Raw genomic sequence first — 25,857 nt, 5'->3', positions numbered from 1 at the left:
ATCCGTAAAAACTATTTGAATCAGACCATATCTGAGATCGTAAATCGAAAGCCAAGATTTATTTGTATTGAAGATCTGAATATCAGCGGAATGATGAAAAATAGACATTTATCCAAAGCAGTACAGGAACAAGGATTTTTTTGGTTTAGAAAACAGCTTGAATACAAATGCAATGATAAAGGGATTCAGCTTATAGTGGCTGATCGGTTTTATCCATCATCAAAACTTTGCAGCTGCTGTGGAAACATCAAAAAAGATTTGAAGTTATCTGACAGGGTTTATAGATGTGAATGTGGGAATATGATTGACAGAGATTTCCAGGCATCTATAAATCTCAAGGCTTATGGAGAACGATTTGCAAGCTAACACTGAAACGTTAATGCAAATATGTACGGATACGTTAGTCCGGAATTTACGCCTATGGAGAGTACAAGAACTTGTGAGTAGATAGATATTTATATCATCAAAAGCATACTCGTTGAAGTAGGAATGAAACATGGAAGTTTACAACTTTTTATAAGTTTTCAGTAACGGTATGGATATGGAGTCAAAATCAAAAAAAACTGTCTTATGGAAACTTTTTCTGTCTACGTTTTATCTCAGTGCATTCACGTTTGGCGGAGGCTATGTAATCGTGAGTCTGATGAAAAAGAAATTTGTTGATGAGTATCACTGGATCAATGAGAATGAGATGCTGGATCTGGTGGCGATCGCACAGTCGGCACCGGGAGCTGTGGCAGTGAACGGAGCGATCGCAGTCGGCTATAAGCTGGCAGGGCTTACCGGCGTGGTGACAGCCGTCTTTGGGACATTGCTTCCGCAGTTTGTGATCATTGCGGCAATCTCGGTCTGTTATCAGATCTTCTGCAAAAATTTTATTGTAAGCCAGATGTTGCTTGGCATGCAGGCCGGAGTCGGGGCAGTGATCGCTGTTGTGGTATATGAGATGGCGGGTGAGGTGGCAAAACAAAAAGATGCCATTTCCTGGATCATTATGGTAGCTGCCTTTCTGGCGGCAACGGTGTTTCAAGTCAATGTTGTATACATTGTGATCGCAAGCGGTCTGTTGGGATTCTTACGTTCAAAGTATGGAAAGAGGAAAACATCATGATTTATCTGAAATTATTTTTTGCATTTCTTCAGATTGGAATGTTCAGTTTTGGAGGCGGTTATGCGGCAATGCCTCTGATACAGCACCAGGTAGTGGACACGTATCACTGGTTAGATGGGAAAGGGTTCGCAGATCTTGTCACGATCTCGCAGATGACACCTGGCCCGATCGCCACAAATGCAGCTACGTTTGTCGGAATGAACACGGCAGGGCTTGCGGGAGCTCTGATTGCAACGTTTGGATGTATTCTGCCGTCCTGTATTTTGGTTACATTTATTGCTTACTTCTATTTAAAATATCAAAAGCTCGCAGCACTTCAGGGTATTCTTTCTTCACTGCGTCCGGCAGTGATCGCACTGATCGCATCGGCCGGCATTTCCATCTTGGTTTCTGCCTTCTGGAACGGACAAACTGTGATCCGTCTGCCGGATACCGACTGGGGTATGGTGATTCTGTTCGGCCTTTGCATCGTGCTGCTTCGGAAATGTAAAATGAATCCGGTGACCGTTATGTTTCTGGCCGGTATTCTGAAAGTTTTGCTGGCAGAAGGTCAGAAGGTTTTGTAAAATTCTGGTAATTGTTCAGTGGCTTCACCGTTGTGGGTCAAAATACATTTTCTGTACATTGACATTTAAGGCTATAGAGGGTAAAATTGAAAAAACTGATGATGTATATCAAAATAAAATGAACGAAACGATGATGGAGGATAAAGAAATGCAGATACTCAAAGACAGAATCAGAAAAGACGGTAAGATTAGAGAAGGCAATGTGCTGAAAGTGGACAGCTTTTTGAATCATCAGATGGATGTATCCCTGTTCCGTGAGATCGGAAAAGAGTTCAAACGCAGATTTGAAGGGGAAGAGATCACAAAGATCCTGACGATCGAGGCATCCGGTATCGGTATTGCCTGTGTTGTTGCCGAAGTTTTCAACGTTCCGGTTGTCTTTGCAAAAAAGACGCAGACCAAAAATATCGCAGGAGATGTCTATACCACACAGGTGGAGTCCTATACTCACGGAAGAATCTACGACATCATCGTTTCCAGGGAGTTTCTCGGACCGGATGACAAAGTGCTGCTGATCGATGATTTTATGGCAAACGGAAAGGCAATGGAGGGACTGATCCAGATCGTAAAAGATTCCGGTGCACAGCTGGTCGGGGCCGGTATCGTGATCGAGAAAGGCTTCCAGCCAGGCGGCGATGCCCTGCGTGATCAGGGAGTACACCTGGAATCTCTCGCTATCGTAGAGAGTATGGATGAAAAAACCGGAGAGATCGTATTCCGATAAGCTTTACGATTTCTTTACAATTGCAGATTTTCTTTACAAAAACATAACCAAGGATTAACCAGCCCATGCTTTTTGTGGGCTGGTTTTGTGTTATCTTAAGGTTGTTCACAAAGAACAGAAAAATCAGAAACTGACAGATGCCGAATGAAAAACTGGTAAAAATAAAACGAAAACGGCACAGCAGGTCAGGAGAGGAGATTATTATTATGAAGAACCTTAAGAAATTGACAGCTTTAGCAGGAATTTGTGCAGTGACAGTAGCAAGTCTGGCAGCATGCGGACAGTCAGGCACGACAACAGAGACAAAGGCAGATACAAACGCAGCACAGACAGAGGCAGGAAGCCAGGCGGCTGAAAGCACTGCAGACAGTGCCAAAGATACACAGGCAGCAAGTGAAGCTTCCGCAGATTTGAGCGGCAGCATTACCATGGCAGGAAGTACTTCTATGGAGAAACTGGCAAACGCCGTTGCAGAAGCTTTTATGGAGAAATATCCGAATGTAACCGTAAATGCAGAATTTACCGGATCTTCCGCAGGTATTGAATCCCTTCTTTCCGGAAGCGTAGATATCGGAAACTCTTCCCGTGCACTGGAAGACAGTGAAAAACAGAATGGTGCAGTAGAAAACATCGTAGCGATCGACGGTATTGCAGTTGTAGTAAATCCGGATACAAAAGTAGAGAATCTGACAAAAGAACAGCTGGCACAGATCTACACAGGTGAGATCACAGACTGGGCAGATGTAGACGGAGACTCCGCACCGATCGTTGTGATCGGACGTGAAGCAGGTTCCGGTACGAGAGGAGCTTTTGAAGAACTGCTGGATGTTGCAGATAAATGTACATATGCAAGCGAACTGGACAGCACCGGAGCTGTTATGGCAAAAGTAGCTTCCACACCGGGCTCCATCGGATACGTATCTCTGGATGTCTTGGATGACACGGTAAAAGCCCTGAAACTGGAAGGTGTAGAGCCGACAGCAGAAAACATCAAAGCAGGAAACTATTTCCTGAGCCGCCCGTTTGTTATGGCGACAAAAGGAGAGATCTCAGAACAGAGCGAACCGGTACAGGCACTGTTTGACTATCTTTCTTCCGCAGAAGGAAAAGATCTGATCAGCTCCATAGGTCTGATCACTGTAGACTAACTGGAAAAAACGAAGGCTTGGTGTAAAGAATGGAAGATAAGAAAAGCAAATTCAGTATTTTAAGTGCAAAAGGATCCCGCTCGGCGGTAGAAACAACGGCACAGATCATCTTTACCATATGTTCGGTTGTTGCAGTTGCGGCAGTCTTTTCGATCACACTCTACATGATCATCAGCGGAACCCCTGCGATTTTCAAAGTCGGTCTCCTTGATATTCTCTTTGGAAGTGTCTGGGCACCGACGGCGGCAACGCCATCCTACGGTATCCTGTACATTATCCTCACATCGATCGTAGGAACGGCACTTGCCATCCTGATCGGTGTGCCGATCGGTATTCTGACCGCAGTCTTTCTTGCGGAAGCTGCACCGAAAAAACTGGCAGCCGTTGTAAAACCGGCGGTGGAACTTCTGGCAGGCATTCCTTCGGTTATTTACGGACTGGTCGGCATCCTGGTGCTCAATCCGGTAATGTACAAACTGGAGCTGTTTCTCTTTCAAAATTCAAAAACACACCAGTTCACCGGAGGAGCGAACCTGATTTCAGCTGTGATCGTACTGGCGATTATGATCCTCCCAACGGTAATAAATATCAGTGAGTCTGCACTGAAAGCAGTACCGCAGAATCTGAAATCAGCATCGCTGGCTTTGGGAGCCTCCCATATCCAGACTATTTTCAAGGTGATGATTCCGGCGGCAAAATCCGGTATCATTACAGCCATCGTACTTGGAACAGGAAGAGCAATCGGCGAAGCGATGGCGATCACTTTGGTAGCAGGAAGTTCGGTAAATCCGCCGTTCCCATTCAATTCGGTTCGTTTTCTGACAACAGCGATCGTAAGTGAAATGGGATATGCAGCAGATTTACACAGACAGGTTTTATTCACGATCGGTCTGGTGCTGTTTGTATTCATCATGCTGATCAATGTGGTTCTGACACGGATACTGAAGAAGGGAATAGACGACGATGCAAAGTGAGAATTCAATTTATAATAAAAAAACACATGGCATGGACAAGTTCCTGTACGGATGCATTTATCTGTCAGCAGCCATAGCAGTTTCTGTTCTTCTGATGATCATCTGTTATGTAACGGTAAGAGGAATCGGAAGTGTAAGCCTGGAGTTTCTGACAACGGTAACAAGTGCAAGAAAAGGAACGGTCGGCATTGCCGGAAATATTGTCAATACGCTGTATATCATCATGATCACGCTGGTGATCGCAACGCCGATCGGTGTGGGAAGTGCCATTTATCTGAATGAGTATGCCAAACCGGGCAAGATCGTAAGGATCATTGAATTTACGACTGAGACACTTTCCGGTATCCCATCGATTATTTTCGGACTTTTCGGAAGCGTGTTTTTTGGAACAACGCTGAAACTTGGTTATTCTCTGCTGACCGGTGCTCTGACTTTGAGCCTTATGATCCTGCCACTGATCACGCGAAACACGCAGGAAGCTCTGCGTACGGTTCCGGATTCTTACCGGAGCGGAGCACTTGGCATGGGAGCAACAAAATGGCACATGATCCGTACAATCCTGCTTCCGTCTGCCATGCCCGGCATCATCACCGGAGTGATTCTGGCGATCGGACGTATCGTCGGAGAATCGGCAGCCCTGCTCTTTACGGCAGGAAGCGGTTATCTGCTCCCGAAAGCGGGAGGATGGCTTTCCAAGATCCTGCAGCCGGGCGGAACTTTGACGATCCAGCTGTATCTTAGCAGCTCAAAAGCAGAATATAATGTAGCGTTTGGAATTGCATTTGTACTTCTTGTAATCGTACTGTGCATCAATTTCCTGACAAAATATCTGGCGAAGCGTTTCGATGTAACGCGGATGAAATAAAAGAAAGAGGAGCATCACCATGGAAAATACAAAAATCAGTGTGCAGGATCTGAACCTGCACTACGGAACGAATCATGCGTTAAAACATGTCAATATGGAGATTCGGGAAAATGCGATCACTGCATTTATCGGTCCGTCCGGATGCGGTAAATCCACCTTTCTGAAGTGCTTAAACCGTATGAATGACCTGGTTGAGAACGTAAAAATAGAAGGAAAAGTCCTGATTGACGGAGAAGATATCTACAGTCCGAGGGCAGATACCACACTGCTTCGAAAAAAAGTGGGTATGGTATTTCAGCAGGCAAATCCATTCCCGATGAGCATTTATGATAATATCGCTTATGGACCGAGGATCCATGGCATTAAAGATAAAGCGACACTCGATCAGATCGTGGAAGAGAGTCTGCGTGGAGCAGCGATCTTTGATGAGGTAAAAGACCGCCTGAAAAAATCAGCACTGGGGCTTTCCGGCGGACAGCAGCAGCGTCTCTGTATTGCAAGAGCACTGGCCGTACAGCCGGACGTGCTTCTGATGGATGAGCCGACATCGGCACTTGATCCGATCTCTACTTTAAAAATTGAAGAGCTGATGGTAGAGCTGAAGAAAAAATATACGGTTGTTGTTGTCACCCATAACATGCAGCAGGCAGCACGTGTATCGGATGACACCGCATTCTTCCTGGTAGGAGAAGTGATCGAGTTTAACCATACCGATGACATCTTTGCGAGACCGCAGGATAAGAGGACCGAAGATTATATTACAGGACGTTTTGGTTGATTGGGGGAAAAACAATGTCAGTGAGAATGAATTTTGAACACGAACTGGAGACTCTTCGCGAAAACATGGATGCCATGGGAAAGGGGATTCAGCAGGCTTTTGCAGATCTGCTCTCAGCGATTGCACTTAATGATCTGGAAGAATTGGACAGAATACAGAAAAATGACCGTAAGATCAATGAGATGGAGCGTAAGATTGAAGCAGAATGCCTGCTGCTTCTGACCAGGCAGCAGCCGGTGCTGGCAAGTGATTTGCGTATCGTATCTTCTGTTATGAAAGCAGTCGGTGACATGGAACGTATCGGTGACCATGCAGCGGATATCGCAGATATGGCAGTGCGTCTGAACGGTATCAGCTACAAAGAGTATGCACCGTCCATGCCGGAGATGCTCGAAGAGACCAGAAAGATCCTCTGTGATGGGGTAGAGCTTTTTATGGCAAGGGATAAAGAGCAGGCAAAAGAATTTTATAAAAGAGACGATAAGATTGATGACCTTTTCAACCAGGTGAAAGAGGAACTGGTTGCCTGCCTGAAAGAAGGCAAAAAAGACACCGATGCCTGTGTGGATCTTCTGATGGTTGCAAAATATCTGGAACGTATCGGTGACCATGCAGTCAATATCTCAGAGTGGGAAGTATTTAAAGAGACCGGAAGCATCAAAAACGAAAGAATCCTTTGATACATAAGCTCACAAATGCTGCTTGCTTCCGTTGTTTTCCTGTTTTTTCGGCTTGACGTGAAGTGTGAAAACCTTTATAATAGAAAAAACACAGAACAAAGGAAGAAATTATGAGAGTTATCGCAGGCAAAGCCAGGAGACTGGCACTTAAGACGGTTCCCGGAATGGAGACCAGACCGACCACGGACCGGATTAAAGAAACGCTTTTTAATATGATACAGGATGAACTATACGGTATCCGTTTTCTGGATCTGTTTTCCGGGAGCGGTGCGATAGGGATTGAGGCACTCAGCAGAGGAGCAAAGGAAGCAGTCTTTGTGGAAAAAAATCCTGCCGCAGTGTGTTGCATCCGCGAAAACCTGAAGTTTACTAGGTTGGACGCGGATGCTTTTGTTGTGCAGTCAGATGTTTTTGCTGCACTGGATCGTCTGAGACGTGAGATCGAGGACGGCAAGGAGAGCTTTGGTGTCATTTTTATGGACCCTCCTTACAACCAGGAGCTGGAAAAGCGAGTCCTTTCCTGCTTAAAAGACAGCAAAGTGGCAGATGAGCGTACCCTGATCATTATAGAGGCATCTCTGGAGACTGATTTTTCCTATCTTAAGGAATTTGGGTTCCGTGTACTGAAACGCAAAGAATATAAGACAAATGTTCATATGTTTATAGAGAAGGAGAAAAAGGAGTTATGAGAAGAGCTGTCTACCCTGGAAGTTTTGATCCGGTTACGTTCGGACATCTTGATATCATCCGTCGTTCCGCTGTTCTGGTGGATGAACTGATCGTCGGTGTGCTGACAAATAGTGCAAAAACGCCGTTGTTTTCTGCCGAAGAACGTGTTAATATATTAGCTGATGTCACCAAGGATATCGGAAATGTGACAATAAAGGCATTTGATGGTCTGTCCGTAGATTTTGCAAGGAACTGCGGAGCACAGTTTATGGTGAGGGGTCTGCGGGCGATCACCGATTTTGATTACGAACTGCAGATGTCGCAGACCAACCGCATCCTGCGCTCAGATATTGATACGATTTTCTTATCGACCAGTCTGGAATATGCCTACTTAAGTTCGACAACGGTCAAAGAGATCGCCAGCTACCATGGCGATATCTCCAAATTTGTGCCGGAGTCGGTGATTGAGAAGATATATCAAAAAATGGAAGTGTCAAAGCAGGATTGAGAAAGTGCGAAGTACAAAACAATCCGTAAGGCATCTTTAAATTAGAACTAGAACCAGAAATCAGAATAAAAAATAGGAGTGATAACGATGAGCAGCAGAATTGAGCAGATTATTGAAGAAATCGAGGAGTATGTAGACAGTTGTAAATTCCAGCCACTCTCTTCTACAAAGATCGTGGTAAATAAAGAAGAACTGGAAGAGCTTCTGCGTGAGCTTCGTATGAAGACACCGGATGAGATCAAACGTTACCAGAAGATCATCAGCAACAAAGATGCGATCCTGGCAGACGCACAGTCCAAAGCAGATGCGATCATCGCAGACGCAAAGACACAGGCACAGCAGATGGTTACGGAAAGTGAAGTTATGCAGCAGGCATATGCACAGTCCAATGAGCTGCTGGAGAACACCAACCAGCAGGCACAGGAGATCATGGACAATGCAACAACCGATGCCAACAACATCCGTATGGGTGCACTGCAGTACACCGATGAGATGCTGGCAAATCTGGAAAAGATCATGAGCCATACGATCGATGCAGCAGGCGAGAAATACAATACTTTCATCAATTCGATCCAGTCTTGCTACGATATCGTAAACAAGAACAGACGCGAGCTGTCACCGGGCGGAAACCCTGCATCTTATGCAGCACCGCAGCAGGATGCGGATTACGATGACGACGAGGCTTAAAAAAGGCCCGGAAGCAGCGTAATGCAGAGTATTTCACACAGAAATATCAGCAGAGCGAGCAGTATTTTGGTAAAAAAATAGCTACGAAGAGATAAGGGGGTGTCTTTTATGACACTCCCTGTTTGCATGAAAGAGCAAAGACCGCCAAAAGCCAGAAACGGGAGCAATATCACATAACTTTGCGGATAAGCAAATGCGGCAGTGACGGCAGGGATTCCGCCTGTAATTTCCAGAAAGCAGGAGAAAAAAGCGGCACTTTCTGCACGCATGCGGGGTATGTGTGTGATCACATTGGATAAGACGGAAAATAATATAATATAACCGCCAAGCTTTAACAGGACTGAGAGGGCATCTTGGAGGCAGGCATCAAGCAGTGCAAGAGAAAGCACGGGACTCGATGTCTTTTTTTCACGGAGAGAAAAGGAACTGCCGCAAAAGGAAAATGCCATCAGACAGACAAAAGCGGGTATTATGTACAGAAAAGAGACGGTGATCCCGGCTTTCTCCGGGTGTTTTAAGTGCAGTGTCAGAAAATAGGTGATAAGAAAAGCCGGACTTACGTTGTTACAGAAACCGAAGAGCATGGAAGCTTCCTTTGGATCGATCTGATCGGTTTTTAAAAGATCGGCAAGAATTTTGGCACCGGAAGGATAACCGAAGAAAAAGCCGCACAGGAACGCATAAAGTCCGGCCGGGGAGAGATGGAGATATTTTCGGGTAAAAAGTCCGGGCAGGAAGAGAAGGTGTTCGATCAGGCGGCTCTGGATCAGGATGTTGGAAAAGACCATGAATGGCAGAAGGGTGGGAACCAGAGTGAAAAACCACAGGTTCAGTCCCATTTTTGCACCTTCAAAGACCAGACCAGGGAAAAACAGCAGAATCACAAACAGGGCAGCACCAAGAAGTGAAGAAAAGAAAGATTTCATAAAAAATTCCTCTTTTTGCGTATCGTATGCATCAATCCAAAAACATATGCATATAAAAATAAGACAGCATTTGTGAGGGGAGCTTCGGATGAAGAAAAAGCGACCGGATGATACGATCAGAAAAAGGATCTGTTTTCTGTTCCTTGCAGTGCTTGTTCTTTTTGTCGGAATGGCGATATTCCATCATGAAAAGAGAAAATATGCTCTGCATGACAGAGTCATTGAAATGGAACATTTCCGTTCTATGCAGGCAGGCGGCAGCTTGCAGGAAGAAACAGCAGAACTTCAGAAACAGAGCGGACTTTCGAAAGGAAAGCTGCTGGCACTTGCTTTTGCGGGTGCTCAGGCGTCTTTTCCAAAGAAAATGCCGACGATCGATGAGTTGCAGCAGACGGCGAAGTGGATGTACCGTTATCGCCCGAAACAATATGAGATGCTGGAAAATGCGTTCTGTGCGGTATGGGATGATCTTGTCTGCTTTCCAGTAAAATGCAGGGTATCTTATGAGGATTCCTGGATGGAAGAACGCACCTACGGCGGCAAACGGGGGCATGAGGGGACGGATCTGATGCCGCCGACAAATCAGAGAGGGTTTTATCCGGTATTTTCTGCCACAGCCGGGACGGTTGAGCATATGGGATGGCTTCAAAAGGGCGGATGGCGGATCGGAATCCGCAGTAAACAGGGCGGTTACTTTTATTATGCCCATCTCTCGGAATATGCACCGGGGATGGAAGAAGGGAAAACAGTAGAAGCCGGCGAAATGCTGGGCTATATGGGGGACAGCGGTTACGGAGAAGAGGGCACAGTCGGTCAGTTTGCCGTACATCTGCATTTTGGCATTTACATACAGACGGCAGACGGGCGGGAAGTCAGTGTCGATCCTTACTGGATCTTAAAAGGTCTGGAGGGAGAACCTTGAGGTGACAGTTGGAAAAAAGGAAAAATTATGCTATACTGGTCTGACTGAGGAAGGACGGTAAGTAATGTAGGAGGAGTGGTTTTTATGGAAATACAGTTATGGAAGGATATTTTAAATCCATATGAGCTGGCGGTGGAGGAACTGCTGGTAAAATTTAATCATCTGATCAAAGAGTACCAGGATCGGGGTATGTATTCGCCGATGGAGCAGGTCTGCGGCAGAGTCAAATCGATCTCCAGTATTTTAGATAAAGCACAGAAGAAAAACATTGAAGTTGACAAGATTGAAGAACAGCTGGATGATATCGCAGGCATCCGCATCATCTGCCAGTTTGTGGAGGATATTGAGAAGGTGGCGGATCTTATAAGAAACCGCTCCGATATGCAGGTCGTTACGGAAAAGGACTATATCAATCATATGAAATCGAGCGGTTACCGCAGTTACCATATGATCGTGTCTTACCCGGTGGAGACCTTTTCCGGAACAAAGACCATCCGCGTGGAGATCCAGATCCGTACTCTGGCGATGAATTTCTGGTCTACGATCGAACATTCGCTTCAGTATAAATATAAACAGCATATGCCGGATCACATCCGGGAGAAACTGAGCCGCGTTGCCGATGCGATCATTGTGCTGGACAATGAGATGTCAACGGTACGCAGCGAGATCATGGATGCACAGAATTCCTGCCAGATCCAGACGAATCTGGTCAAAGATATTTTAAATAATATCCAGAATCTGTATACGATTGCCAATAAACGGGAACTTGTCAAGATCCAGGATGAGTTTTACCGGATCTATGAGACAAAGGATTTGGAACAGCTGCGTCGTTTTCACAGCGATCTGGACAATATCACAGAAGGTTATCATGTGCAGGCATTTGAGTGATCTTGATGCATAAAGAATGTCAGAGGCATTTTTGAGCAGACGTGGTATAGGAAAAGCAAATAATAAGAAACGAGAAAGGATAAAAAGATGGAACTGCCTTCAAATTATTTAGAAGAGATGAAAGAACTGCTCGGTGATCAGTATGAGGCATATCTTGCAAGTTTTGAGCAGAAAACCAGACAGGGACTTCGTGTAAATACCGCGAAGATCGCACCGGAAACCTTCAGGCAGAAGGCAGATATTTCTCTTGAATGTGTACCGTGGTGTGAGAACGGCTTTGCTTTTGATGAAAAGCAGACGGTGACAAAGCATCCATATTATTATGCGGGGCTTTATTATGTGCAGGAGCCAAGTGCGATGATCCCGGCATCACACCTTCCGGTAGAGCCGGGCGATTTTGTGCTGGATCTCTGTGCGGCTCCGGGCGGCAAGGCGACGGAGCTTGGTGCAAAATTAAAAGGAAAAGGCATGCTGCTTGCAAATGACATCAGCAATTCCAGAGCCAAAGGGCTTTTAAAGAATCTGGAGCTTTTTGGCATTTCGAATCTGTTTGTATCAAGTGAAGAGTCCGATAAGCTCAAAAAAGCTTATCCGGCGTATTTTGACAAGATCCTGATCGATGCACCGTGTTCCGGAGAAGGGATGTTCCGCCGGGATAAGGCAATGGTAAAAGACTGGCTGCAAAAAGGACCGGATTACTATGTGCCGATCCAGAGAAAGCTGCTGCTCGATGCGGCGGATATGCTGAAAAAGGGCGGAATGCTCCTGTATTCGACCTGTACATTTTCTGTAAAAGAGAATGAAGAAAACATCGCTTATCTTTTGCAGGAGCGTCCGGATATGGAACTTCTGATGCCAGAATGGGATGAATATTTCTCCCATGGAAAAAAAGAAGGATTTGAGAACTGTATCCGCATTTTCCCGCATCTGGCACCGGGCGAAGGCCATTTTGCGGCTCTGCTTGGAAAACGCACCGACGGCGAAGGACAGAGTAAAAAATATCTGAAAAAACCGGCGAAAAGTAAAAAAACACCGGTGTCTGACCTCAAGGACTGCCCGGAATTTGCAGCATTTATGCAGCAGATAACAAAGCCTTTATCCGGAAAAACGGAAGTTCAGAAAGAACGCATCTATCTGCTTCCGGAAGGGACGAAGATCGAGCGGGGTATCCGTTATCTTCGCACCGGGCTTTATCTTGGAGATCAGAAGAAAAAGCGGTTTGAGCCGTCGCAGGCTCTTGCCATGTGCTTAAAAGCAGAAGATTTTAAAAAGAGCGTCTCTTTTAAAGGGGACGATGAGCGTGTGATCCGTTACTTAAAAGGAGAGACCCTGGATTTATCCGACACAGAGGCGGAAAACGAAAAAGGCTGGGTACTGGTCTGCGTGGACGGTTACGGGCTGGGCTGGGGCAAAGCGGCCGGCGGTACCTTAAAAAACAAGTATTATGCAGGATGGAGAATGCAGTCATGAGTTATCGATTGGATCAGTATCTGACACTTGCCGGCGAAGGAAGTCGCTCCCAGGTGAAACAATTCCTGAAAAAGGGACTTGTCCAGGTGGACGGTATCACCGAAAAGCAGGCAAAGAGAAAAGTACTGGGGAACGAGCAGATCACGCTAAACGGAAAACCAGTATATTATGAAGAGCATTGCTATCTGATGTTGCACAAACCGGCAGGTGTGGTCACCGCAACCGAAGATAAAAAAGAAAAGACCGTCATGGATCTAATTACTTTGCAGCAGAAAAAGGATCTGTTCCCGGTCGGAAGGCTGGACAAAGACACGGAAGGACTGCTTCTTGTCACAAACGACGGAGAGCTGGCACACCGTCTGCTTTCCCCGAAAAAACATGTGGATAAATGCTATTTTACGAGAGTGACCGGGCAGATCCATGAAGAAGATATCCACAGATTCAAGGAAGGGTTGGATATCGGAGATGAAAAGAAGACTCTTCCGGCGGACCTTGAGATCCTCTCGTCGGGAGAGATTTCCGAAGCGAAAGTCACGATCTGCGAAGGACGTTACCACCAGGTCAAACGGATGTTTGAGGCGATCGGCTGCAGAGTGATCTATCTGAAACGACTTTCCATGGGAAGCCTTACCTTAGATCCGGCTCTGGAAAAAGGAGCGTTCCGCAAACTGACCGAAGAAGAGATTGCGGCACTTTTACAGCCGCCAAGAAAGGAAAAAGAATGAGCACAGATTTTTTGCCTGTTTCCAGAAAAGATATGGAAGAGAGAGGGATCGAGCAGCTGGATTTTGTCTATGTGATCGGAGATGCCTATGTGGATCATCCGTCGTTCGGACATGCCATCATCAGTCGGCTTCTGGAGGCACATGGCTTCCGGGTGGGGATCATTTCACAGCCCGACTGGAAGGATGAAAAGAGTATTTCCATTTTAGGGAAGCCGCGTCTTGGATTTCTGGTGTCGGCCGGAAACATGGATTCCATGGTCAACCATTATACGGTTTCCAGGAAAAGAAGACAGAAAGATGCTTACACACCGGGCGGTGTGATGGGAAAACGCCCGGACAATGCTACGATCGTCTACTGCAACCTGATCCGCCGCACCTACAAGCATACCCCGATCATCATTGGCGGGATCGAGGCGAGTCTTCGCAGACTCGCCCACTATGATTACTGGTCGGACAGCCTGAAACGCTCCATTTTGCTGGATTCGGGGGCAGATCTGATCTCTTATGGGATGGGAGAACACAGCATCATAGAGATTGCGGAAGCACTGGATGCGGGAATCCATGTACGCGATATCACGTTTATTGCGGGAACCGTTTACAAAACAAGGATGCTGGATGAAGCCGTCGATACGATCGTGCTGCCGTCCTATGAAAAATTAAAAGAAGACAAACTCTGGTATGCCAGAAGTTTTTATACACAGTACTGTAATACCGACGCATTTGCCGGAAAGCGGCTTGCGGAGCCTTACGGAGAGCATCTTTATATTGTGCAGAATCCGGCAGCAAAACCACTTACGCAGATGGAAATGGATGATGTCTATGCATTGCCTTATAAAAGAACCTGGCATCCGTCCTACGATGCCAGGGGCGGCGTTCCGGCAATCTCGGAAGTCAAATTCAGCCTGGTCAGCAACCGCGGCTGTTTTGGCGGATGCAGTTTCTGTGCACTGACGTTCCATCAGGGACGGATTATCCAGACGAGAGGGCATGAGTCCATTATCGAAGAAGCGAAACAGATGACGGAAGATAAGGATTTCAAAGGCTATATCCACGATGTCGGCGGACCGACCGCCAACTTTCGCCATCCGGCATGCGAAAAACAGCTGAAAAAGGGCGTGTGCCCGAACAAACAATGTCTGTTTCCAAAGCCGTGCCAGAATATGCGGGCAGACCACAAAGATTATCTGATCCTGCTGCGTAAACTGCGGAAGATCCCGAAAGTCAAGAAAGTGTTTATCCGTTCCGGTATCCGCTTTGATTATTTGATGGCAGATAAGGATGAGAGCTTCTTCCGGGAACTGGTCAAATACCATATCAGCGGACAGCTCAAAGTGGCTCCGGAACATGTGGCAGACAAAGTGCTCGCAAAGATGGGCAAACCGGAGCATGCTGTTTATCAGAAATTTGTTAAAAAATATGAACAGCTCAACAGACAGGAGGGTATGAACCAGTTTCTGGTGCCGTATCTGATGTCCTCCCACCCGGGCTGTTCCCTGACAGAAGCTGTGGAACTGGCAGAATATCTCCGTGATCTTGGCTATATGCCGGAGCAGGTGCAGGACTTTTATCCGACACCGTCCACGATCTCGACCTGTATGTACTATACTGGTGTCGATCCGCGGACGATGGAGCCGGTCTACGTTCCGAAAAATCCGCATGAGAAAGCGATGCAGAGAGCTCTGATCCAGTACCGCAATCCGGCCAATTATGAGCTGGTCAAAGAGGCACTGTTAAAGGCACATCGCAGCGACCTGATCGGATTTGACGCCAAATGTCTGATCCGCCCGCGTCCGGATAAAAATCGTCAAAATTATCAGGGCACGGATAAAAATCGCCGGGGACAAGATGACAGAAACATGGGTGGCAAAAATGCAGGCAGGAAAAATACAGGAAACAGCAGCAATCAAAATGGACGAAATACTGCAAAAGAGCGTCCGACAGGCAAAAAGAAGACAATCCGCAACACGCATAACAGAAAGAAGAAGTGATATGTCAGAAAGAAAAAAGATTGCCATTGTAACGGGAGCCTCTTCCGGTATGGGAAGAGCATTTGTACAGCAGATCATGGACAAGTACCGCAGACTCGATGAAATCTGGGTGATTGCAAGGCATCTGCAAAAAGAGATGTGGCAGGAACGTTTTGGGACAAAGATTGTGCTTCTGCCGCTGGATCTTTTGCAGGAAGCACAGCAGGAGCGGTTAAGATGCAGGCTCTTTGCGGAGGATGTCCGGGTCAAGATTTTGGTAAATGCCGCCGGAATGGGACGGATCGGAACATTTGAAGAGATCACACTTCCGGAGCATCAGCAGACGACGAGGCTGAACGACGAAGCACTGATGACCGTCACGTATCTGTGCCTTCCTTATATGGAGAAAGGCAGCCATATCATTCAGATGGCATCGGCATCGGCGTTTGTGCCGCAGCCGGGATTTGCCGTCTATGCAGCATCAAAAGCTTATGTGCTGAGCTTTTCCAGAGCACTGCGAAGCGAAGTGCGAAAAAAAGGTATCACCGTGACCTGTGTGTGCCCGGGACCGGTGGACACGGCTTTTTTTGAAGGAGCCGAGAAATACCATAAAATGCCGCTGTTTAAGAAAAAATCTATGGCAGATCCAAAGCCTGTCGTGGAAAAGGCCGTTTATGATGCGGCCTGCGGGCGGGCATTGTCCATTTACGGATGGTCGATGAAAGCGTTGTTTCTTGCGTGCAAGATTTTGCCGCACCGTCTGATCATCGACCTGACTGCCATATTTTTTAAACCATAACGCAACCGGCAGCCAGACTCTGTGAAAGGACCGACTGTGAATCGGAAACAACTGGAGGAAATCATGAAGAGAGACAAAGGAGAATTTGGGTATATCAAATCCCAGAAAATCAAACGCGGACTGATCACGCTGGTGATGTTTGCAATCCCGATCATCATTTTTCTGACCGGGCTTTTTATCACAAAGACAAGGCTGAATATGTTTACCTTTGTGGCGATCATGGGGTGTATCCCGGCAGCCAGAGCAGCAACCGGGTTTATCATGATGCTGATGCAAAAACCGGCATCGGAAGCATTAAAAGAAAAGATCGAGCAGGTAAACGAAAATGTACGGATCTTATATGATATGACCTTTACTGCTTATCAGAAAACAGTTCCGGTTGATGCAGTTGCCGTGAGCGGGACGCAGGTGATCGGTTATGTGAGCAGTGAAAAAGCGGATCTTTCGTTTGGAGAAGAACACATCCGGGAGATTTTAAAGAACAATAAATGCAAATCGGTCGGTGTGAAACTGTTCCGGGAGGAAAAACGTTTTCTGGATCAGTTAAAGCAGATGAACCAGAAACAGAGTGAACATGAGACGACGGGCAGCCGGAAGGCAGAATATATCTGCGACGTGCTGCGTGCGATCGTACTTTAACAAAATCAGGCAGCAAAGAGGATTGCGAATATCCGCCTGACAACAGTAAAATACCGGGAAAGGAAAAGCAATGAGAGAACTTGTGATCTCAAAGTACGAGGCAGGGCAGCGTTTTGATAAATTTCTCGCAAAATATATGGAACTGGCACCGAAAAGCTTTTTCTATAAGATGATGCGAAAGAAAAACATCACGCTGAACGGTAAAAAAGCAGCAGGAAATGAAAAACTGGAAAAGGGAGATACAGTGAAACTGTTTCTCTCCGAAGAGACGATCGAAGGATTCCGGGAAAAGAAAAAAAGAGCCGTACATACCGGGGCAAAGCTGGATATTCTCTATGAAGATGAGCAGGTCATGCTGATCAACAAGCCGGCAGGGATGCTCTCGCAGAAGGCGGAAAAAGGCGATATTTCCATGGTGGAGCATCTGATTTCCCATCTTCTGGATACTGGCGAAGTGACCGAAGAAATGTTAAAAACATTCCGGCCGTCCCTGTGCAACCGTCTGGACCGCAATACGAGCGGAATCGTGGCAGCGGGCAAGACGCTGCAGGGTTTGCAGATGCTCTCCGGGCTTTTCAAAGAACGTACCCTGCACAAATATTACCTTTGTATCGTAAAAGGCGTGATCAAAGAAGAACAGGATGTCAGAGGATGGCTTCTGAAAAACGAAAAGACCAACCAGGTCAGAATTTTCAAAAACGAGACAAAGGATGCCAGACCGATCCACACAAAATACCGTCCGCTTGCAGACAATGGGCAGGAGACGCTTCTGGAGATCGAGCTTCTGACAGGGCGTACGCATCAGATTCGTGCCCATTTGTCCTATATGGGACATCCGATCTTCGGTGATCCGAAATACGGAGACGCAGTGTTGAATAAAAAACTGACTTCCGGGTACGGACTTCACATGCAGCTTCTGCATGCCTGGCATCTGGTATTTCCAGAGCTTTCCGGTGATTTTGAAGGACTTTCCGGTAAAAGCATCTACGCTCCGGCACCGAAGCAGTTTGTGAGTATTGCACAGAAAAGAGGACTTGGAACATGGGAACATGGAATTCCAGAGGTTTAAGAGGGTCCGCACTTGAGGAACTGATCAACCGCACGAACGAACAGTATCGCGAGAAAGGGCTGGCACTGATCCAGAAGATCCCGACTCCGATCACGCCGATCAAGATCGACAAAGAAAAGCGTCATATCACGCTGGCGTATTTTGATCAGAAAAGTACGGTCGATTATATCGGGGCAGTGCAGGGGATCCCGGTCTGCTTTGATGCAAAAGAATGTGCGTCAGATACCTTTGCTCTCCAGAATATCCATCCGCATCAGGTCGCTTTTATGCAGGATTTTGAAAAACAGGGCGGGATCGCCTTTCTGCTGATCTATTATACCGGAAGAAATCTGATCTTATATCTTCCGTTTAAGGATATGATACGGTTCTGGGAACGGGCACAGAATGGAGGACGCAAAAGTTTCCGTTTTGAAGAAGTAGATCTTTCCTATCAGATTGAAGCCGGACACGGCGTATTTGTACCGTATCTGGAGGCGATTCAAAAAGATTTGGATGCCAGGGATTGACAGAAATCAGAATTGAGCATATAATAACATCTGATTTTGCATGATAATTAGGTAACACGTTAATACAATAAAGTGAAACAGATGGAGAATTTGAAGGATCTAATGCATGATTTTATACGGTAATGCCGATATTTACATGACGGGATTATTGCATATTCTCACAAAGAGCAAGGGCAGAAGAGAATGGAGGAACCTATGGAACAGAGACTGCTGCACACACCGGAGGGCGTGCGTGATATCTACAGCGGAGAGTACGCCAGAAAGAAAGCACTTTTACAGAAACTGCACAGAGTCGTAGAGGGTTACGGTTACTGTGATATTGAGACACCGACCTTTGAATATTTTGATGTATTCAGCAGAGAGATCGGAACGACTCCGTCCAAAGATCTGTATAAATTTTTTGACCGCGAGGGAAACACCCTTGTACTTCGCCCAGATATGACACCGGCGATCGCCAGAGCCTATGCAAAATATTTTTCCAATGAGGAACTGGGTGTCCGACTTTCTTACATGGGAAATACGTTTGTAAACAACTCAAGCCTTCAGGGACATTTAAAAGAAATGACACAGCTCGGTGCGGAGCTGATCGGGGACGGCAGCGTGGAAGCCGATGCCGAGATCACGGCAATGATCGTAGAGATGCTGCTGGCAGCCGGACTTACCGAATTTCAGGTGAGCATCGGACATGTAGAGTTCTTCCAGAGCCTGCTTGCAGAGGCCGGTGTTGACAAAGCTACCGAGCAGGAACTTCGCAGACTGATCACCAACAAAAACAATTTCGGTGTCGAGACACTGCTCGAAGAGCGGAACATGAATGAAAAGCTGACGAACCTGTTCAAACGCCTTCCGCAGATGTTCGGAAACATCGAAGTGCTCGATCAGGCAGAGAGTATGACTGATAATACACAGGCTCTGGCGGCGATCGCCCGCCTGCGTAAACTGTATGAGATCATCCGCAAATATGGATATGAGAAATATATTTCCTTTGACCTTGGTATGCTTGGAAGCTACGGTTATTATACCGGCATACTGTTTCGTGCCTACACGTTCGGAACGGGAGATGCCGTTGTAAAAGGAGGTCGCTACGATCAGCTGATGGGATACTTTGGAAAGCCGGCAGCATCGATCGGATTTGTCGTGCAGGCAGATGAGCTTTTAAATGCACTTTCCAGACAGAAGATTGCGGTTCCGGTCGAAGAAGGACCGACGCTGGTTCTCTATGACAGTTTCGTCCATGATCAGGCGATCGAAGCATCCATTCAGATCCGCAGGGACGGAGGAAAGGCAGCTCTGATGAGAAGAATAGAAGGTTATCCGCTTTCTTTCTACAGTGCCTATGCGAAACGCAATGCACTTGAGAAGGTTGTTTATTTTGCAGCGGACGGAAACGTACAGACAGTGAAACCGCAGGAGGAAAAAGCATGAGATATCTGACATTTGCACTGGGAAAAGGACGGCTCGCAAAGAAAACACTGGAGCTGTTTGAGAAAATTGGGATCACCTGCGAGGAGATGAAGGATAAAGATTCCAGAAAACTGATCTTTGTCAATGAAGAGCTGAAACTGCGTTTCTTTCTTGCAAAAGGACCGGATGTGCCGACTTATGTCGAATACGGTGCAGCTGATATCGGTATCGTAGGCGAAGATACCATCCTGGAAGAACAGCGGAAACTGTATGAAGTTCTGGATCTTGGATTCGGAAAATGCCGGATGTGTGTCTGCGGACCACAGTCTGCGGCAGAACTTCTGAAACATCAGGAGCAGATCCGCGTGGCAACCAAGTATCCGCATATTGCAAAAGACTATTTTTATAATAAAAAACACCAGACAGTAGAAATCGTCAAACTGAACGGTTCGATCGAGCTGGCACCGATCGTCGGACTTTCCGATGTGATCGTCGATATTGTGGAGACCGGTTCCACACTTCGCGAAAACGGTCTGGTCGTACTCGAAGAAGTATGCCCGTTATCTGCCAGAGTGGTAGTCAACCAGGTGAGCATGCGTATGGAAAATGAAAGAATTACAAAGATTTTGACAGATCTGAAATCTGTGATCAAACAGGAGGCATAAAAGAATGCGTACAATAGCACTTACAGAGGAAACCAGAAAAAACGTGCTTGAGAATCTGCTGAAACGCAGCCCGAGCAGCTATGGAAAATTCGAGGATGCTGTGGCAGAGATCGTTGAGAATGTACGAAACAACAAAGATGCGGCAGTGTTTGAATATACGAAAAGATTTGACGGTGCCGATATCAATGCCAGAAACATCAAAGTGACAAAAGAAGAGATTGACGAAGCTTACGAACAGGTTGATCCGTCTCTTCTGGATGTTATCAGAAAAGCACTGGTCAACATTCGTGAATATCACGAAAAACAGAAAAAATACAGCTGGTTTGACAGCAAACCGGACGGAACCATGCTTGGACAGAAAGTCATGCCACTTGCAAAAGTCGGTGTCTATGTTCCGGGTGGAAAAGCAGTTTATCCTTCTTCTGTTCTGATGAATGTTGTACCGGCAAAAGTGGCAGGTGTGGAGAAGATCATCATGACGACCCCTTGCGGAAAGGACGGAAAAGTGTATCCGTCCACACTTGTTGCCGCTATGGAGGCAGGAGCAGATGAAATCTACAAAGTGGGTGGTGCCCAGGCGATTGCAGCTCTGGCATTCGGAACCGAGAGTATACCAAAAGTAGACAAGATCGTAGGTCCTGGAAACATCTATGTGGCACTTGCCAAAAAAGCTGTTTACGGACATGTCAGCATTGATTCCATTGCCGGACCGAGCGAGATCCTGGTACTGGCAGATGAGACAGCCAATCCGCATTATGTGGCAGCCGATCTGCTCTCTCAGGCAGAACACGACGAGATGGCTTCTGCGATCCTGGTAACGACAAGCCGTGACTTTGCAGATAAAGTTTCCGAAGAGATCGAAGGCTATTTAAAAACTCTCTCAAGAAGCGAGATCATCCGCAAATCACTGGACAATTATGGCTACGCACTGGTTGCAGAGACGATGGACGAGGCGATTGAGACTGCAAACGAGATCGCATCTGAGCATCTGGAGATCGTGACGGCCAACCCGTTTGAAGTAATGATGAAGATCCGCAATGCCGGAGCCATCTTTATCGGAGAATACAGCAGCGAACCGCTGGGCGATTATTTTGCCGGACCAAACCACGTACTGCCGACCAACGGAACTGCAAAATTCTTCTCCCCGCTTGGCGTAGATGACTTTATCAAACGTTCCAGCATCATCTATTATTCAAGAGAGGCACTCAAAGATATCCACAAAGATATCATCCAGTTTGCCGAGGCAGAAAAACTGACGGCACATGCAAATTCGATCCGTGTCCGTTTTGAAGAGGAAGATGCCAATGAGTAGGACAGCCACCATCACCCGGACAACAAAAGAAACGGATATCGCAATGACGCTTTCCCTTGATGGAAGCGGAAAATCCAAGATCAGTACCGGCATCGGATTTTTTGATCATATGCTGGACGGATTTACCAGACATGGGCTGTTTGATATGAAACTTTCCGTAAAAGGAGATCTCTATGTGGACTCCCACCACACGATCGAAGATACCGGGATCGTGCTCGGCAATGCGATCCGCGAGGCAGTCGGTGACAAAAAAGGCATAAAACGCTACGGACATTTCATTCTTCCGATGGATGAGTGCCTGGTCGTGTGTGCCGTCGATCTGTGCGGAAGACCGTATTTATCCTTTGATGATGTATTTACCGTACCGAAATGCGGGGATATGGACACCGAAATGGTACGTGAATTTTTCTATGCTGTTTCCTATGCGGCAGCAATGAATCTGCATATAAAAGTCTTGACACCCGGAAATAATCATCATATGATGGAAGCAATGTTCAAAGCATTTGCGAAAGCACTGGACATGGCAGTTGGAATGGATAGCCGCATTACAGATGTGCTTTCGACGAAAGGAAGTTTATAATGCAGAAGAAAATTGTGGTACATATGTATCTGAAAAACGGGAAAGCAGTGACCGGCTTTGACGGAAAAGAACTGCTTGAAGATGGCGATGTGATGAGTATTGCCCAGCATTACAGCAACAACGGGGCAGATGAGCTTCTGATCTTTGATCTGTCGGATGACGATGCAGATCACGAGCAGTCTCTCAATCTGATTCGCCAGATCAGCCGGGTGATCGATATCCCGATGAGTGGCGGCGGCCATATTAAAAATCTGGAAGATGTGAAAAAGCTTCTCTACGCAGGATGCCAGCAGGTTTTCTTAAATTATGCCAAAGCAGTCAATATTGAACTGACAGAAGAAGTATCCAAACGTTTCGGAAAAGAAAAAATTGCGATCTGTACAGACAGTTTTGCACAGCTGCAGGCAAACAAGGCGAGGGTAAATGAATATACCTCCCGTGTGATCCTGCTCTGCGATGAAGTGGATGTGCGTACAACTGCCCGCCTTGTAGAAGTGCCGGTACTTCCGGTTTCCACACGTGCAGACCGTCACGGCCTGCTAAAGCTTCTGATGCTCGACAATATCTGCGGTGTCTGCGGAGATACATTCTCTGATCTGAATGAAGATCTGATGGCAGCCAAGCTGGAAGCGAAAAAGCATGGCGTTGAGATCAATACGTTCGAGAGCAAGATGAGCTGGAATGAGCTGAAACTGAACTCCGACGGCATGATCCCGGTTGTTGTGCAGGACTACAAAAATCTGGAAGTGCTGATGGTCGCTTATATGAACCGTGAAGCTTTTGAAAAGACTGTGGAGTCCGGAAAGATGACCTACTGGAGCAGGAGCCGCAACGAACTGTGGCAGAAAGGTGCGACCTCCGGACATGTCCAGTATGTCAAACAGCTTTCCATCGACTGCGACAACGATACCATCCTGGCAAAGGTGCAGCAGATCGGTGCCGCATGCCATACCGGGAACCGCAGCTGTTTCTACCGTGAGATCTTAAAGAAAGATTACCATGAGACCAATCCGGCGATCGTTTTCGACCATCTCTATAAGCTGATCGAGGATCGCAAACAGCATCCGAAAGAAGGATCTTACACCAACTACCTGCTTGAACAGGGCATTGACAAGATCCTCAAAAAAGTCGGAGAAGAAGCGACGGAGATCATCATTGCAGCGAAAAACCCGAATCCGGAGGAGATCAAGTACGAGATTTCCGATTTTCTGTACCATGTGATGGTACTGATGTCTGAACGCGGTGTGACTTGGGATGATATCACCAGAGAGCTTGCAAACCGCTAAGGGTATGATTTTGATATAACCGAATAAAACCCCGCCTTTTTGCATAGCGTATAGCAGAAAGGCGGGATTTTTATGCATACAGGCTTAAGTGAAGAGCAGAGACGGCAGATCGAAAAGATGCGGCGGCAGAGCGGCCGTATGCCGGTTTACCGGAAAACGGCAGAAAAAGTGAATGATTTTTCAGAAAAAACAGAAGAACTTCCACAGAACGGGAGTTCTTTTTTTACACGCCTTCTGGCGGCAATGCTGCTGCTGGCACTGTTTTTGCAGTTTCATTTGAGCGGCAGTTCGATCTTTGGATATAACAGCCGGGAGGCAGTCACGGCGGTCAGTCAGAGCATAGACTTGCAGAAAGTGGCAGATTCTGTTAGAATAAAATAATATGTGGGTCAGAACGTCATGGATTTCAGACTCGCGAAACAGGAGAAAGCATAAATAAATACAGGTAATATAAGCATCAGGAGGAACCACATGGGGAATAAACAAAGGGGAAAAATGAAAAAAAGACTGCTTGTGGCAGCACTTGCGGCGTGCATGGCATTTCCGGCAAGTCTTCCGGCACAGGCAGCAGGCACGGTACACGGCAAAAAGGTCGGCTGGATACAGAAAGAAGGGCAGACGTACTACTGTGATCCATCTACTCTGCAGAATGTATGCGGCAAATGGCAGCTGATCGGCAAAAATTACTATTATTTTGACCAGCTGGGCAGATTGATCCGCAACAAATGGGTTGGAAATTATCACGTCGGCGACAACGGAGCCCTGGAAAAAAACAAGTGGATCGGCAAATATTTTGTCGGTGAAAACGGAAAGTGGATCAAGAAATTCAAGGGCGGCTGGTATAAGATCAACAAAAAGTGGTATTATTATACAAAAGAAGGCGTAAAGAAAACCGGCTGGTTAAAGTACAAAGGTAATAAGTACTATCTGGATAAAAACGGTGTGCGTCTGACCAAGTGGCAGAAGATCAAGAATACCACCTACTATTTTACGAAAAAAGGTAAACAGCGGAGTACTTCCTGGAAAAAGAAAGGCGGCTGGTATTACCCGACCAGCACGACCGGCTCGGTGTACAAAGGCGAGCGTATGAACACAGGAAGCCGCCTGACAGCAACCAAGATCGAGTACCGCACTTCCACGCTCAAAGTCATCCTTCGCAAACACAGAGCGTACAGCACCTGCTACTGGACTGCGGATATTAAGATCAACAATCCAAACCAGATGTTTTCGGCATTTTCCTATGGGACGTATGGCGGAACAAGAGAGACGACTTCGCATGCGGTAAAACGCACCAAATCAATCATCGGCATCAATGCCAGTGCTTTTTCCTATTCGGACGGCAGACCTTGTTTTGATGCAGTGAAGATCCAGAAAGGCAAGATCTACAACCGTGCAGGCGGTACAAGCTATTCCAACTGTGCCGTTCTCTGGGACGGAACCATGTTTACGCCGGAAGTACATCTTTCCGCCGAAGATCTGGTGGAAATGGGCGTAAAAGACAGCTACAATTTCGGACCGCCGCTGATCGAAAACGGCAAAAAAGTTACATACAATATGGAAAATTCTGCAAACGACTGGTCACTGATGTTCTATAAAGATCCAAGAAGTGCCGTCGGTATGGTAGAGAAAGGCCATTACATTCTACTCGTTGCAGACGGAAGAGGGATCGGCGGTTCCCTCGGACTTACCAGAACCGAGATGCAGAATATTTTCAAAAGCTACGGCTGTACCTACGCCTACAATATGGACGGCGGCGGATCAGCAACCCTTGCTTACCGCGGAACGGTGTTGAACCATCCATCCGACGGAGCAGAGCGGGCATGTGGAGATTTCCTGCTGTTCAAAGAATAAGAGGTAAAGAACAGCTGAATAAAACTTATAAAAGTATATAAACAACTGTTGAATTTTGCAGGTTATTAGTATAGAATAATATTGAAAGGAAGTGATGCTTTGAGTAAATATTATTCTATACATGAATTTTCAAAAATT

At 46.5% G+C, this 25,857-nt stretch carries 29 protein-coding genes; 28 read left to right on the top strand and 1 reads right to left on the bottom strand.

The features are described from left to right. The 12 genes from GPK60_RS05935 to GPK60_RS05880 all read left to right on the top strand — a co-directional run. Positions 1-366 (top strand): RNA-guided endonuclease TnpB family protein (locus GPK60_RS05935; RefSeq protein WP_215659069.1); only part of this gene is annotated, 366 nt, incomplete at its 5' end. Between the two features lie 175 nt (positions 367-541). Beyond that, complete coding sequence (locus GPK60_RS05930) at positions 542-1,111, top strand: chromate transporter (RefSeq protein WP_215659068.1); 570 nt, start codon at positions 542-544, stop codon at positions 1,109-1,111. Further along, positions 1,108-1,677 carry a chromate transporter gene (locus GPK60_RS05925; RefSeq protein WP_215659067.1) on the top strand — a complete coding sequence of 190 codons (570 nt, stop codon included), beginning with the start codon at positions 1,108-1,110 and terminating at the stop codon, positions 1,675-1,677. Before GPK60_RS05930 ends, GPK60_RS05925 begins: the two co-directional genes overlap by 4 nt. 148 nt (positions 1,678-1,825) lie before the next feature. Next, the gene (locus GPK60_RS05920; RefSeq protein WP_022118539.1) at positions 1,826-2,401 is read left to right on the top strand and encodes a xanthine phosphoribosyltransferase; all 576 of its coding nucleotides are present in this window, start codon (positions 1,826-1,828) and stop codon (positions 2,399-2,401) included. A gap of 206 nt (positions 2,402-2,607) precedes the next feature. Further along, complete coding sequence (locus GPK60_RS05915; protein WP_215659066.1) at positions 2,608-3,549, top strand: phosphate ABC transporter substrate-binding protein; 942 nt, start codon at positions 2,608-2,610, stop codon at positions 3,547-3,549. Positions 3,550-3,578: 29 nt separating this feature from the next. After that, complete coding sequence (gene pstC, locus GPK60_RS05910) at positions 3,579-4,523, top strand: phosphate ABC transporter permease subunit PstC (protein WP_173896250.1); 945 nt, start codon at positions 3,579-3,581, stop codon at positions 4,521-4,523. Positions 4,524-4,554: 31 nt separating this feature from the next. Next, positions 4,555-5,388 (top strand): phosphate ABC transporter permease PstA, encoded by an 834-nt coding sequence (gene pstA / locus GPK60_RS05905; RefSeq protein ID WP_243867615.1) that lies wholly within the window; start codon positions 4,555-4,557, stop codon positions 5,386-5,388. A gap of 19 nt (positions 5,389-5,407) precedes the next feature. Continuing rightward, positions 5,408-6,166, top strand: a complete 759-nt coding sequence (gene pstB, locus GPK60_RS05900) for a phosphate ABC transporter ATP-binding protein PstB (RefSeq protein WP_215659065.1) — start codon at positions 5,408-5,410, stop codon at positions 6,164-6,166. Between the two features lie 14 nt (positions 6,167-6,180). Further along, positions 6,181-6,846 carry a phosphate signaling complex protein PhoU gene (gene phoU / locus GPK60_RS05895; RefSeq protein WP_022118544.1) on the top strand — a complete coding sequence of 222 codons (666 nt, stop codon included), beginning with the start codon at positions 6,181-6,183 and terminating at the stop codon, positions 6,844-6,846. Between the two features lie 110 nt (positions 6,847-6,956). Beyond that, a complete protein-coding gene (gene rsmD / locus GPK60_RS05890; RefSeq protein WP_022118545.1) occupies positions 6,957-7,535 on the top strand; it encodes a 16S rRNA (guanine(966)-N(2))-methyltransferase RsmD in 579 nt (192 codons plus the stop codon). After that, a complete protein-coding gene (gene coaD / locus GPK60_RS05885) occupies positions 7,532-8,023 on the top strand; it encodes a pantetheine-phosphate adenylyltransferase (protein ID WP_022118546.1) in 492 nt (163 codons plus the stop codon). The genes rsmD and coaD overlap by 4 nt, the downstream gene beginning before the upstream one ends. A gap of 87 nt (positions 8,024-8,110) precedes the next feature. After that, a complete protein-coding gene (locus tag GPK60_RS05880) occupies positions 8,111-8,710 on the top strand; it encodes an ATP synthase F0 subunit B (RefSeq protein ID WP_147631245.1) in 600 nt (199 codons plus the stop codon). Here the strand turns inward: GPK60_RS05880 and GPK60_RS05875 are convergent. Then, complete coding sequence (locus tag GPK60_RS05875) at positions 8,707-9,636, bottom strand: nucleoside recognition domain-containing protein (RefSeq protein ID WP_215659064.1); 930 nt, start codon at positions 9,634-9,636, stop codon at positions 8,707-8,709. The two genes, GPK60_RS05880 and GPK60_RS05875, sit on opposite strands and share 4 nt — an antisense overlap. 88 nt (positions 9,637-9,724) lie before the next feature. On the opposite strand from GPK60_RS05875, the gene GPK60_RS05870 reads away from it, so the two are divergent. The 16 genes from GPK60_RS05870 to GPK60_RS05795 all read left to right on the top strand — a co-directional run bounded on the left by GPK60_RS05870 (position 9,725) and on the right by GPK60_RS05795 (position 25,719). After that, complete coding sequence (locus GPK60_RS05870) at positions 9,725-10,558, top strand: M23 family metallopeptidase (RefSeq protein WP_252191311.1); 834 nt, start codon at positions 9,725-9,727, stop codon at positions 10,556-10,558. Between the two features lie 84 nt (positions 10,559-10,642). Beyond that, complete coding sequence (locus GPK60_RS05865; protein ID WP_173896253.1) at positions 10,643-11,446, top strand: GTP pyrophosphokinase family protein; 804 nt, start codon at positions 10,643-10,645, stop codon at positions 11,444-11,446. 87 nt (positions 11,447-11,533) lie between these two features. Further along, positions 11,534-12,916, top strand: a complete 1,383-nt coding sequence (locus GPK60_RS05860) for an RsmB/NOP family class I SAM-dependent RNA methyltransferase (RefSeq protein ID WP_215659063.1) — start codon at positions 11,534-11,536, stop codon at positions 12,914-12,916. Next, on the top strand, positions 12,913-13,641 hold the full coding sequence (locus GPK60_RS05855; protein ID WP_215659062.1) for a pseudouridine synthase: 729 nt from the start codon (positions 12,913-12,915) through the stop codon (positions 13,639-13,641). The genes GPK60_RS05860 and GPK60_RS05855 overlap by 4 nt, the downstream gene beginning before the upstream one ends. Next, entirely contained in the window at positions 13,638-15,629 is a 1,992-nt protein-coding gene (locus tag GPK60_RS05850) for a YgiQ family radical SAM protein (protein WP_215659061.1), read from the top strand. Before GPK60_RS05855 ends, GPK60_RS05850 begins: the two co-directional genes overlap by 4 nt. Position 15,630: 1 nt before the next feature. Beyond that, positions 15,631-16,407: an SDR family NAD(P)-dependent oxidoreductase gene (locus GPK60_RS05845; protein ID WP_173866376.1), complete on the top strand. Its 777-nt coding sequence runs from the start codon at positions 15,631-15,633 to the stop codon at positions 16,405-16,407. A 63-nt stretch (positions 16,408-16,470) separates the two neighbouring features. Then, a complete protein-coding gene (locus GPK60_RS05840) occupies positions 16,471-17,046 on the top strand; it encodes a hypothetical protein (RefSeq protein WP_022118555.1) in 576 nt (191 codons plus the stop codon). A gap of 70 nt (positions 17,047-17,116) precedes the next feature. Beyond that, positions 17,117-18,115 carry an RluA family pseudouridine synthase gene (locus tag GPK60_RS05835; RefSeq protein ID WP_022118556.1) on the top strand — a complete coding sequence of 333 codons (999 nt, stop codon included), beginning with the start codon at positions 17,117-17,119 and terminating at the stop codon, positions 18,113-18,115. After that, on the top strand, positions 18,088-18,621 hold the full coding sequence (locus tag GPK60_RS05830; protein WP_022118557.1) for a Holliday junction resolvase RecU: 534 nt from the start codon (positions 18,088-18,090) through the stop codon (positions 18,619-18,621). The genes GPK60_RS05835 and GPK60_RS05830 overlap by 28 nt, the downstream gene beginning before the upstream one ends. 195 nt (positions 18,622-18,816) lie before the next feature. Then, positions 18,817-20,046: an ATP phosphoribosyltransferase regulatory subunit gene (hisZ, locus tag GPK60_RS05825; protein WP_022118558.1), complete on the top strand. Its 1,230-nt coding sequence runs from the start codon at positions 18,817-18,819 to the stop codon at positions 20,044-20,046. Then, entirely contained in the window at positions 20,043-20,690 is a 648-nt protein-coding gene (hisG, locus tag GPK60_RS05820) for an ATP phosphoribosyltransferase (RefSeq protein ID WP_022118559.1), read from the top strand. The genes hisZ and hisG overlap by 4 nt, the downstream gene beginning before the upstream one ends. A 4-nt stretch (positions 20,691-20,694) precedes the next feature. Further along, positions 20,695-22,002, top strand: a complete 1,308-nt coding sequence (hisD, locus tag GPK60_RS05815) for a histidinol dehydrogenase (RefSeq protein ID WP_215659060.1) — start codon at positions 20,695-20,697, stop codon at positions 22,000-22,002. Beyond that, on the top strand, positions 21,995-22,582 hold the full coding sequence (gene hisB / locus GPK60_RS05810) for an imidazoleglycerol-phosphate dehydratase HisB (RefSeq protein WP_022118561.1): 588 nt from the start codon (positions 21,995-21,997) through the stop codon (positions 22,580-22,582). The genes hisD and hisB overlap by 8 nt, the downstream gene beginning before the upstream one ends. Continuing rightward, the gene (gene hisIE, locus GPK60_RS05805; protein WP_215659059.1) at positions 22,582-23,868 is read left to right on the top strand and encodes a bifunctional phosphoribosyl-AMP cyclohydrolase/phosphoribosyl-ATP diphosphatase HisIE; all 1,287 of its coding nucleotides are present in this window, start codon (positions 22,582-22,584) and stop codon (positions 23,866-23,868) included. Before hisB ends, hisIE begins: the two co-directional genes overlap by 1 nt. A 72-nt stretch (positions 23,869-23,940) precedes the next feature. Further along, a complete protein-coding gene (locus GPK60_RS05800) occupies positions 23,941-24,249 on the top strand; it encodes a hypothetical protein (RefSeq protein ID WP_022118563.1) in 309 nt (102 codons plus the stop codon). A gap of 90 nt (positions 24,250-24,339) precedes the next feature. Next, the gene (locus tag GPK60_RS05795; protein WP_215659058.1) at positions 24,340-25,719 is read left to right on the top strand and encodes a phosphodiester glycosidase family protein; all 1,380 of its coding nucleotides are present in this window, start codon (positions 24,340-24,342) and stop codon (positions 25,717-25,719) included. Positions 25,720-25,857: the final 138 nt, after the last annotated feature.

It is taken from the genome of Ruminococcus sp. MCC718, assembly GCF_018783905.1.
GTDB classification, from domain to species: Bacteria; Bacillota; Clostridia; order Lachnospirales; family Lachnospiraceae; genus Hominisplanchenecus; species Hominisplanchenecus faecis.
The sequence above is the reverse complement of the archived record's forward strand: the minus strand, read 5'-3'. Positions and strand labels throughout refer to the sequence as shown.

Excerpts from the sequence above, each read along its gene's own strand:
- GPK60_RS05800 (WP_022118563.1), top strand. The coding sequence starts at position 23,941 with ATGCATACAGGCTTAAGTGAAGAGCAGAGACGGCAGATCGAAAAGATG.
- pstA (WP_243867615.1), top strand. The coding sequence starts at position 4,555 with ATGGACAAGTTCCTGTACGGATGCATTTATCTGTCAGCAGCCATAGCA.
- GPK60_RS05840 (WP_022118555.1), top strand. The coding sequence starts at position 16,471 with ATGAAGAGAGACAAAGGAGAATTTGGGTATATCAAATCCCAGAAAATC.
- phoU (WP_022118544.1), top strand. The coding sequence starts at position 6,181 with ATGTCAGTGAGAATGAATTTTGAACACGAACTGGAGACTCTTCGCGAA.
- hisD (WP_215659060.1), top strand. The coding sequence starts at position 20,695 with ATGCGTACAATAGCACTTACAGAGGAAACCAGAAAAAACGTGCTTGAG.
- GPK60_RS05860 (WP_215659063.1), top strand. The coding sequence starts at position 11,534 with ATGGAACTGCCTTCAAATTATTTAGAAGAGATGAAAGAACTGCTCGGT.
- rsmD (WP_022118545.1), top strand. The coding sequence starts at position 6,957 with ATGAGAGTTATCGCAGGCAAAGCCAGGAGACTGGCACTTAAGACGGTT.
- GPK60_RS05865 (WP_173896253.1), top strand. The coding sequence starts at position 10,643 with ATGGAAATACAGTTATGGAAGGATATTTTAAATCCATATGAGCTGGCG.
- coaD (WP_022118546.1), top strand. The coding sequence starts at position 7,532 with ATGAGAAGAGCTGTCTACCCTGGAAGTTTTGATCCGGTTACGTTCGGA.
- GPK60_RS05925 (WP_215659067.1), top strand. The coding sequence starts at position 1,108 with ATGATTTATCTGAAATTATTTTTTGCATTTCTTCAGATTGGAATGTTC.
- hisZ (WP_022118558.1), top strand. The coding sequence starts at position 18,817 with ATGGAACAGAGACTGCTGCACACACCGGAGGGCGTGCGTGATATCTAC.
- GPK60_RS05915 (WP_215659066.1), top strand. The coding sequence starts at position 2,608 with ATGAAGAACCTTAAGAAATTGACAGCTTTAGCAGGAATTTGTGCAGTG.
- hisB (WP_022118561.1), top strand. The coding sequence starts at position 21,995 with ATGAGTAGGACAGCCACCATCACCCGGACAACAAAAGAAACGGATATC.
- pstC (WP_173896250.1), top strand. The coding sequence starts at position 3,579 with ATGGAAGATAAGAAAAGCAAATTCAGTATTTTAAGTGCAAAAGGATCC.
- GPK60_RS05875 (WP_215659064.1), bottom strand. The coding sequence starts at position 9,636 with ATGAAATCTTTCTTTTCTTCACTTCTTGGTGCTGCCCTGTTTGTGATT.
- GPK60_RS05870 (WP_252191311.1), top strand. The coding sequence starts at position 9,725 with ATGAAGAAAAAGCGACCGGATGATACGATCAGAAAAAGGATCTGTTTT.
- hisG (WP_022118559.1), top strand. The coding sequence starts at position 20,043 with ATGAGATATCTGACATTTGCACTGGGAAAAGGACGGCTCGCAAAGAAA.
- GPK60_RS05850 (WP_215659061.1), top strand. The coding sequence starts at position 13,638 with ATGAGCACAGATTTTTTGCCTGTTTCCAGAAAAGATATGGAAGAGAGA.
- GPK60_RS05930 (WP_215659068.1), top strand. The coding sequence starts at position 542 with ATGGAGTCAAAATCAAAAAAAACTGTCTTATGGAAACTTTTTCTGTCT.
- GPK60_RS05880 (WP_147631245.1), top strand. The coding sequence starts at position 8,111 with ATGAGCAGCAGAATTGAGCAGATTATTGAAGAAATCGAGGAGTATGTA.
- GPK60_RS05835 (WP_022118556.1), top strand. The coding sequence starts at position 17,117 with ATGAGAGAACTTGTGATCTCAAAGTACGAGGCAGGGCAGCGTTTTGAT.
- hisIE (WP_215659059.1), top strand. The coding sequence starts at position 22,582 with ATGCAGAAGAAAATTGTGGTACATATGTATCTGAAAAACGGGAAAGCA.
- GPK60_RS05920 (WP_022118539.1), top strand. The coding sequence starts at position 1,826 with ATGCAGATACTCAAAGACAGAATCAGAAAAGACGGTAAGATTAGAGAA.
- GPK60_RS05830 (WP_022118557.1), top strand. The coding sequence starts at position 18,088 with ATGGGAACATGGAATTCCAGAGGTTTAAGAGGGTCCGCACTTGAGGAA.
- GPK60_RS05795 (WP_215659058.1), top strand. The coding sequence starts at position 24,340 with ATGGGGAATAAACAAAGGGGAAAAATGAAAAAAAGACTGCTTGTGGCA.
- pstB (WP_215659065.1), top strand. The coding sequence starts at position 5,408 with ATGGAAAATACAAAAATCAGTGTGCAGGATCTGAACCTGCACTACGGA.
- GPK60_RS05845 (WP_173866376.1), top strand. The coding sequence starts at position 15,631 with ATGTCAGAAAGAAAAAAGATTGCCATTGTAACGGGAGCCTCTTCCGGT.
- GPK60_RS05855 (WP_215659062.1), top strand. The coding sequence starts at position 12,913 with ATGAGTTATCGATTGGATCAGTATCTGACACTTGCCGGCGAAGGAAGT.